Consider the following 6,417-nt stretch of genomic DNA (forward strand, 5'->3'; position numbering starts at 1 on the left):
ACGCGGACGCCGACGCTCGTCATCCGAGGAGCTCCTCGAGGTAGCGGGCGACGCCGTCGTCGTCGTTCGTGACCGTTGTCGCGTCCGCGGCAGCGAGCACGTCGGGGTGCGCGTTGGCGACGGCGATGCCGTGCCCGGCCCACGCGAGCATCGGCAGGTCGTTCGGCATGTCGCCGAACGCCCAGACGTCGTCCGCCGCGACGTCGTGCGCGGCGCACCAGCGGGCAAGGCCCGCAGCCTTCGTGACCCCGGGTGCGGAGAGCTCAGCCAGGGCGTGCGCACCCGAGTAGGCGAGGATCGCGCGGTCCCCGACGACCTCGGTGACGCGCCCGTAGAGCTCGTCGTGCCCGAGGTCTGCATGGCGGGCCAGGATCTTGCCCACAGCCGCGGTCGGACCGTCGTCGTGCGCGTCCCGCGGGTCGACGAGCGTCGTGGCGACGTCGACGCGGCGCGCGCCGGCCGGCACGGGATGCTCGCTCGCAAAACCGGGATCGTAGACCGGGCCGCCGAGGCGCTCGAGCACGAGCGTCACGCCCGGGATCGCGGCGCGCAGGTCGGTGACGAGCGCGGCCGTCGCCGCCCGGGTGAACGTGTGAACCTGCTCGAGCGCGCCGGTTGCGAAGTCGTAGACGGCCGCGCCGTTGAGGACGACGGCCGTGCCGTGCCCGCCCGCGAGATCTGCGAGCACCGGGAGCCACCGCGGGGGACGCGCCGTGACGAAGACGACGCGCACCCCGGCCTCGTCGAGACGCCGGAGCACGCGTCGGGTGCGATGAGAGACCGAGTGGTCCGAGCGCAGAAGAGTGCCGTCGAGATCAGTGGCGACGACGCGGGGCGCGCGAGTCACGCGGTTGGGCGGACGGTGCCGGCGCTGCGCGCGAGCCCGACGGCCAGGGCCGCGCACAGCGGCGAGTACGCCGCGAGGTCGAGCCGCCGGAAGCGCGCGGTCGTCTCGCGCAGGCCGAGACCTGAGACGGCGACGCCCGCGACCGCTCGGGCCGCGAGGACGCCCGACGCCGTCCGCGTGGCGAGGCGCGCGAGCCGCCCGACAGGTGAGCCCGGGGCAGCCTGGGAGGCGACGACCGCCGCGCACGCCATTGCCGTGACGAGCCCTGCGACCGCGAGGCATGCCGCAGGACCAGGGCTTCCGAGCCCGTCGACGCCGAGGAACGTCGCGGAGAAGTCCTCGCGGTCCGCAAGCGGGAACGTCGAGCCCGTCGCCCACACGACGTGGAGGGCGCCGACGGCTCCCAGGGTGAGCGCAGTGGCGGCTGTCCCCGCAGGCACCGTCATCAGCGGTAGTTGGTGAACTGGACCGCGAAGTCGAGGTCTGCGCCCTTGAGGAGGGCCTGGATGGCCTGGAGGTCGTCGCGAGACTTTGACGTCGCACGGACCTCGTCACCCGTGATCTGCGTCTTGACGCCCTTGGGTCCCTCTTCGCGGATGATCTTCGTGACCTTCTTGGCGTTCTCGCCCGCGAGGCCCTCCTTGAGCGTCGCCTCGAGGCGGTACTCCTTACCCGAGAGCTGCGGGCCCTTGTCGCCCGTGTCGATGGCCTTGAGGGAGATCCCACGCTTGATGAGCTTGGTCTGGAACACGTCGAGGATCGCGAGGACGCGCTCCTCAGAGTTGGCGATCATGACGATCTTCTCGCCCGACCAGGCGATCGAAGCCCCGATGTTCTTGAAGTCGTAGCGCTGCCCGATCTCCTTGACCGACTGGTTGAGGGCGTTGTCGACCTCCTGGCGGTCGATCTTGCTGACGATGTCCATGGAGGCGTCGGCCACGGTAGTGCTCCTTGTTCGCGGTGGGGACTGGATCTGGGACCAGCCTAGCCGCGAGGCCCGTGCCCGGGGCTGTGGCGGGGCCGGTGGGCGCCCGAGCGCGGCGGCGCACGCGCCTCGATTTCCGCTCAAGGCACTTCCCCTAGTATCGTGTGATCGCTCGCGAGGTGCGGACCTGGTCCACGCCTGCGGCGCATCGGCAGCTTGCCCGAGCGGCCAAAGGGAGCTGACTGTAAATCAGCCGCGTAAGCTACGTGGGTTCGAATCCCTCAGCTGCCACCGATGCCGAAGGCCCCGCCCATGAGGGCGGGGCCTTCGTCGTTCGCCGAGAGGACTGTCGCCGCGTCGCGAGGCCCGCCGCCGCGTCGAGCACCTCACAGGAGCGTCCCCGCGAGCACGTCGTCGATCATCGTGGGCGTGAGCAGCCCGGTGTAGGTGTTGCGGGCTGAGACGTGGAAGCAGCCGTGGACGCGCAGCGTCCGCCCGTCGTCGTGCAGGAGGTCGACCGTGGCGCCGTGCCCGAACCGGGGACGTGGCCGCGGCACGTGCCAACCCTGCTCGCTCAGCGTGGCGAGCAGGGCAGCCCAGCCGAATGCGCCGAGCGCGACCGCGTGTCGCAGCGTCGGTGCGAGGAGCTCGAGCTCGCGCGCGAGGTAGGGCGCGCACGTGCGGCGCTCGTCGGGCGTGGGCTTGTTGTCCGGGGGTGCGCAGTGCACGGGCGCGACGATCCGTGCTCCCGTGAGCTCGAGGCCGTCGTCGGCGGCGACGGACGTCGCCTGGTTCGCGTACCCGGCGCGGTGCAGCGCTGAGATCAGCACGTTGCCCGACGGGTCGCCCGTGAACATGCGGCCCGTGCGGTTGCCGCCGTGGGCCGACGGTGCCAGCCCGACGATGATGGTCCGCGCGCGCTCGTCGCCGAAGCTCGGCACGCCCCGACCCCAGTACGTCTGCCCTGCGAACGATGCCCGCTTGACGGTGGCGACGTGCTCCCGCCACGCGACGAGCCGTGGGCATGCGAAGCATCCCGTGATGAGGTCGTTGACGTCGGCGAGGGTCGTCGCGGTCCGTGCGAGCTGGGGGGTCGAGTGCGTCGGTGCCACCCCTGCAGTGTGCACCTCTGGTAGACCGGAGGCATGACTGAGTCCCCGACCGTCCTTGCGTGCGGCCTCGCGACGCTCGACGTCACCCAGGTCGTCGACCGCGTCCCGGGCGCGAACGAGAAGGTTGTGGCGCTCGCGCGCGCGGTGGCGGCGGGTGGGCCCGCGCTCAATGCTGCGATCACTGCTGCGCGGCTCGGCTGCCGTCCGACGCTCCTCACCCGTGTCGGGTCGGACGCGCTCGCGTCTGCTGTGCGTGCCGAGCTTGCCGCCGAGGGCGTTGCCCTCGATGACCGGGCCGACGACGCGTGGGTGCTGCCGCTGTCGACGGTGCTCGTCACGCACGCGACGGGGGAGCGCGCCGTCGCCTCGACGAATGCTCGAGCGTTGGCGGACGCTGCTCCTGCGCGCGTTGTTCTGCCTGAGGGGACTGCGGCGGTGCTCGTCGACGGTCACCACCGCGATCTCGCATTGGGGGCGGCTGCGGCCGCGCAGGCCGCCGGGGTTCCCGTCCTTTTCGACGGTGGTTCCTGGAAGCCTGGCCTGGCTGACCTGCTTGCGCTCGTCGATGTTGCGGTGTGCTCGGCGGACTTTCGGGTGCCGGGCGGCCCGCAGGGTGATCTTGATGACGACGGCGTCGATGCGCTGCTCGCGGACGTTGCGGGCCTGGGCCCGCGGGTTGTCGCGCGGTCGAGCGGGGCGGGCCCGGTCGACGTGCTGGTCCGCGTCGGTGGCCGCAGCAAGCGTGGTCGCGTCGAGGTGCAGCAGGTCGACGACGACGCGGTCGTCGACACGCTCGGAGCGGGCGACGTGCTGCACGGGGCTGCGCTCGCGGGGCTCGCACGCCTGTCACGTGCGACGCTCGGCGACGCGGGTCTCGCGCTCGTCGGTGCACTCTCTGTGCTCACGGTCGCGACCCGGGTGGCGACCGCGTCGGTCCAGCACCCGGGTGCGCGGGGCTGGACCGCGGACGCGGAGCTCGTCGCGACGCTGCGCGGCGCGCTCACGACCTGAACCGCGTTAGCCCACTGCGGTGAGGCGACCCGGGTGCGGTGCGACGATGACGACGCCGCCGGAGGCGAGCCACAGGGGTGCCCGGGCCCGGGGGATCGGGTCGACGTCGTCGGGCAGTGCAAGAAGCTCGAACCCATAGGTGACGCCGTCGGCGCCCACGACCGTGACCGTCGTCGTGGTGCTGAGTGTGCTGGCCGCTGGAGCGGCGCCCCAGGCGGCGCCTGGCAGGACAGCGGCACCGCTGAGCTCGATTCGACCGCCACCGTATGACCACGCAGGTGCGGGCGTGGACTCTCGTGGCAGGCCGTTCGCCTCCACGACAAGTGCCGTGCTGGCGTCGGGGGGCATGGCGGGAGCACCGTCGGACGTCACGTCCCACACGCCCGCGATCCCGGCGTCGGTCACCGCGATCGGTGAACCGGCATCGAAGCGGGCTCCCCCCGCGTGCACGAGCCTCTCACGCACGCCCGAGGCCGAGACGATCCAGTTCCCGACCCCTGACCGGCCCTTGAGGGCGTCGGGCGTCGCAACGTTCGAGCGCGTCACCAGGTCGGGTCGCGCCCACGCCGCTCCGGGCAGAGCCGCGATCGTGCGATCGTCGGCTGCGGTGACGAGCGTGACGTATGGCGTCGCGACCGCACCGCCGTGCGCGTCAGCCGTCTCGCGCAGCGTGAGGGTGCCCAGGTCAGGGAGGTCGGCGCGGGCGAACGTCCGCAGCAGTGTCCCGTCGGGCCCAGGCTCGACCGTGCCGGAGAGCGCCCGCCACCGTCCCTCGGCCGTGAGCTCGTACGTGCGTTCCGCGGAGCGCGCGAGGACCCGGTCGTCGGTCGTCACGTCGAGCGTGGGAAGGCTGGCCCCGGTCCACATGGCCAAGGTCCTCCCGCCCGAGCCGAGGCATGAGAGGTCAGGGCCGTGCCCGACCCAGTAGAGGACGCCCTTGTGCTGCGCCGCGTCTGTGATTGCGCACTCGTCGCTGCGGGGCAGCGTCGTCTGCGGCGCCCCGCTGGCTGTGCTGATGACGAGGAGGAGGCGATCCGTGACGACGTTTCCGCTGAGGCGCGACCCTTCGCACGCCATGAGCGCGCCCGCGTCAAGGAGCTGGCAGGGGGAGGCTGAGTCGGTCGGCAGGAACGTGGTCCACTGCGGTGTGCCGTCGGCGACGTCGATGCCGACGAGGAAGACGCCGTCGGTCACGGTATGGCTGAGCGAAGGAACGGCACTGACGAGCTCACGCCACGACTTCTTCGCGAGGTCGCCCCGCCGGACGACGGCGACGGTCGTCGCTGCGGACGGTTCGGCGACGGTCGCCGAGGTGCGGACGGGGTCGACCCTCAGGTCGGTGAGCTCGTCGAGCGGGACGCCCACCTCGTCTGCGACCGTGCCGAGCAGGGTGGCGGCCGTGGCCTCCCACAGGACAGCGGCCGAGGGAAGTGCCACCTCGGTGGGCGGCTCAGGCTGGGGCAGGTCAGCCCTCCGCAGGTCGACTGCCGTGGCGTCGTCGATCGGGTGCGCGACGGGGTCTCCCCACGGGGTCATCGACGTCGCGAGCGACGCGAGGATGGCGTCCAGGTCGGGTGGTGCGGTGGTCGGGAAGGGCGGCGCGGGAGGCGGAGCCGCGTCGTCCTCCCGGGTGAGTGCCCAGGCCACGCCGCCGACGAGCGCGAGGGCGGCCGCCGCACCGATGATCCTCGTGCTGCGGCCGTGCCGGCGCTCACGCCGGACGTGTGGCTCACCGAGCACCTCTGTCTCGATGCGCACGAGGGCGTCGGGGGTGGCCGCGTCGGGTGCGGAGGGCTGGGCGCCTGAGCGAACCGGGCCCGGCGCGGGAACAGCAGCGGGAAGGGGCTCGGGCGCGGACGGCGGAGGGGGAGGCGGTGGCGCGGGGCGCGGGGCCGAGGTGCCGGCCGGCTGGCCCGGGCGCAGGCCCTGCTCCGCCCAGAGGTCACGACGAGCCGGCCCCGAACCTTGCGTCATGGTCCCCCCGTCCGTCACGGCCTCATGCCGTCCCTTGCATGGTCCCGCATGGCGTCGTGCCACGTCCAACCCCATGTGAGGCCTGCGGGATGGACTGCTGTCCCTGATGCGAGGTGCGCACGACGGTGGCAGGGTGAGTCGCAGACGTACCGGCTGGTACGCCGTGGCTCGGAAGGAGAACCGTCATGGGTGAACTGATCGGTCTGATCATTTTCGGCGCCATCATCGGTGCCCTCGCGCGACTGTTCATGAAGGGCGAACAGTCCATCGGTGTCCTGTGGACAATCATCTTGGGTGTGCTCGGCGCCCTCGCGGGCTACTGGCTCTCCGGTCTCATGGGAGTCGACGACACCAAGGGGATCGACTGGATTCGCTGGGTCATCTCGATCGTGCTTTCGGTCGTGTTCATCACGATCTACTTGAGCGTCCGCGGTCGCAAGAAGTAACGCTGGGGCGGGGGGGGGGGGGGGGGGGGGGGGGGGGGGGGGGGGGGGGGGGGGGGGGGGGGGGGGGGGGGGGGGGGGGGGGGGGGGGGGGGGAGGTAGCAC

The 6,417-nt window shown here is 72.4% G+C and carries 7 protein-coding genes and 1 tRNA gene; 3 read left to right on the top strand and 5 right to left on the bottom strand.

Annotation, left to right across the window (positions count from 1 at the left end; genetic code table 11):
• Positions 1 to 19: 19 nt before the first annotated feature.
• Genes ACTVCO_RS02585 through ACTVCO_RS02595 form a run of 3 tightly spaced genes read right to left on the bottom strand, consistent with a single transcriptional unit; the run spans position 20 to position 1,787 of the window.
• Positions 20 to 847 (bottom strand): Cof-type HAD-IIB family hydrolase, encoded by an 828-nt coding sequence (locus ACTVCO_RS02585; RefSeq protein WP_443726818.1) that lies wholly within the window; start codon positions 845 to 847, stop codon positions 20 to 22.
• Positions 844 to 1,293 carry a DUF3995 domain-containing protein gene (locus ACTVCO_RS02590; protein ID WP_443726819.1) on the bottom strand — a complete coding sequence of 150 codons (450 nt, stop codon included), beginning with the start codon at positions 1,291 to 1,293 and terminating at the stop codon, positions 844 to 846. The genes ACTVCO_RS02585 and ACTVCO_RS02590 overlap by 4 nt, the downstream gene beginning before the upstream one ends.
• On the bottom strand, positions 1,293 to 1,787 hold the full coding sequence (locus ACTVCO_RS02595) for a YajQ family cyclic di-GMP-binding protein (RefSeq protein ID WP_443726820.1): 495 nt from the start codon (positions 1,785 to 1,787) through the stop codon (positions 1,293 to 1,295). Before ACTVCO_RS02595 ends, ACTVCO_RS02590 begins: the two co-directional genes overlap by 1 nt.
• A gap of 195 nt (positions 1,788 to 1,982) precedes the next feature.
• Between ACTVCO_RS02595 and ACTVCO_RS02600 the strand changes: the two genes are divergently transcribed.
• A tRNA-Tyr gene (locus ACTVCO_RS02600) sits at positions 1,983 to 2,063 on the top strand.
• 95 nt (positions 2,064 to 2,158) lie between these two features.
• On the opposite strand, the gene ACTVCO_RS02605 is transcribed toward ACTVCO_RS02600, so the two are convergent.
• Complete coding sequence (locus ACTVCO_RS02605) at positions 2,159 to 2,884, bottom strand: uracil-DNA glycosylase (RefSeq protein WP_443726821.1); 726 nt, start codon at positions 2,882 to 2,884, stop codon at positions 2,159 to 2,161.
• A gap of 33 nt (positions 2,885 to 2,917) precedes the next feature.
• On the opposite strand from ACTVCO_RS02605, the gene ACTVCO_RS02610 reads away from it, so the two are divergent.
• Positions 2,918 to 3,895, top strand: coding sequence for a PfkB family carbohydrate kinase (locus tag ACTVCO_RS02610; protein WP_443726823.1), 978 nt, complete (start codon positions 2,918 to 2,920; stop codon positions 3,893 to 3,895).
• A gap of 6 nt (positions 3,896 to 3,901) precedes the next feature.
• Here the strand turns inward: ACTVCO_RS02610 and ACTVCO_RS02615 are convergent, their stop codons facing one another.
• Entirely contained in the window at positions 3,902 to 5,869 is a 1,968-nt protein-coding gene (locus ACTVCO_RS02615; protein ID WP_443726824.1) for a hypothetical protein, read from the bottom strand.
• Between the two features lie 185 nt (positions 5,870 to 6,054).
• Between ACTVCO_RS02615 and ACTVCO_RS02620 the strand changes: the two genes are divergently transcribed.
• Positions 6,055 to 6,315, top strand: a complete 261-nt coding sequence (locus ACTVCO_RS02620) for a GlsB/YeaQ/YmgE family stress response membrane protein (RefSeq protein WP_443726825.1) — start codon at positions 6,055 to 6,057, stop codon at positions 6,313 to 6,315.
• Positions 6,316 to 6,417: the final 102 nt, after the last annotated feature.

This window comes from Sanguibacter sp. A247 (genome assembly GCF_052324925.1).
In the GTDB taxonomy this organism is placed as follows: Bacteria; Actinomycetota; Actinomycetes; order Actinomycetales; family Cellulomonadaceae; genus Flavimobilis.

What these genes read in the sequence shown, in the direction of transcription:
- ACTVCO_RS02590 (WP_443726819.1), bottom strand. Translation starts at nt 1,293, where the DNA reads ATGACGGTGCCTGCGGGGACAGCCGCCACTGCGCTCACCCTGGGAGCC.
- ACTVCO_RS02620 (WP_443726825.1), top strand. Translation starts at nt 6,055, where the DNA reads ATGGGTGAACTGATCGGTCTGATCATTTTCGGCGCCATCATCGGTGCC.
- ACTVCO_RS02610 (WP_443726823.1), top strand. Translation starts at nt 2,918, where the DNA reads ATGACTGAGTCCCCGACCGTCCTTGCGTGCGGCCTCGCGACGCTCGAC.
- ACTVCO_RS02615 (WP_443726824.1), bottom strand. Translation starts at nt 5,869, where the DNA reads ATGACGCAAGGTTCGGGGCCGGCTCGTCGTGACCTCTGGGCGGAGCAG.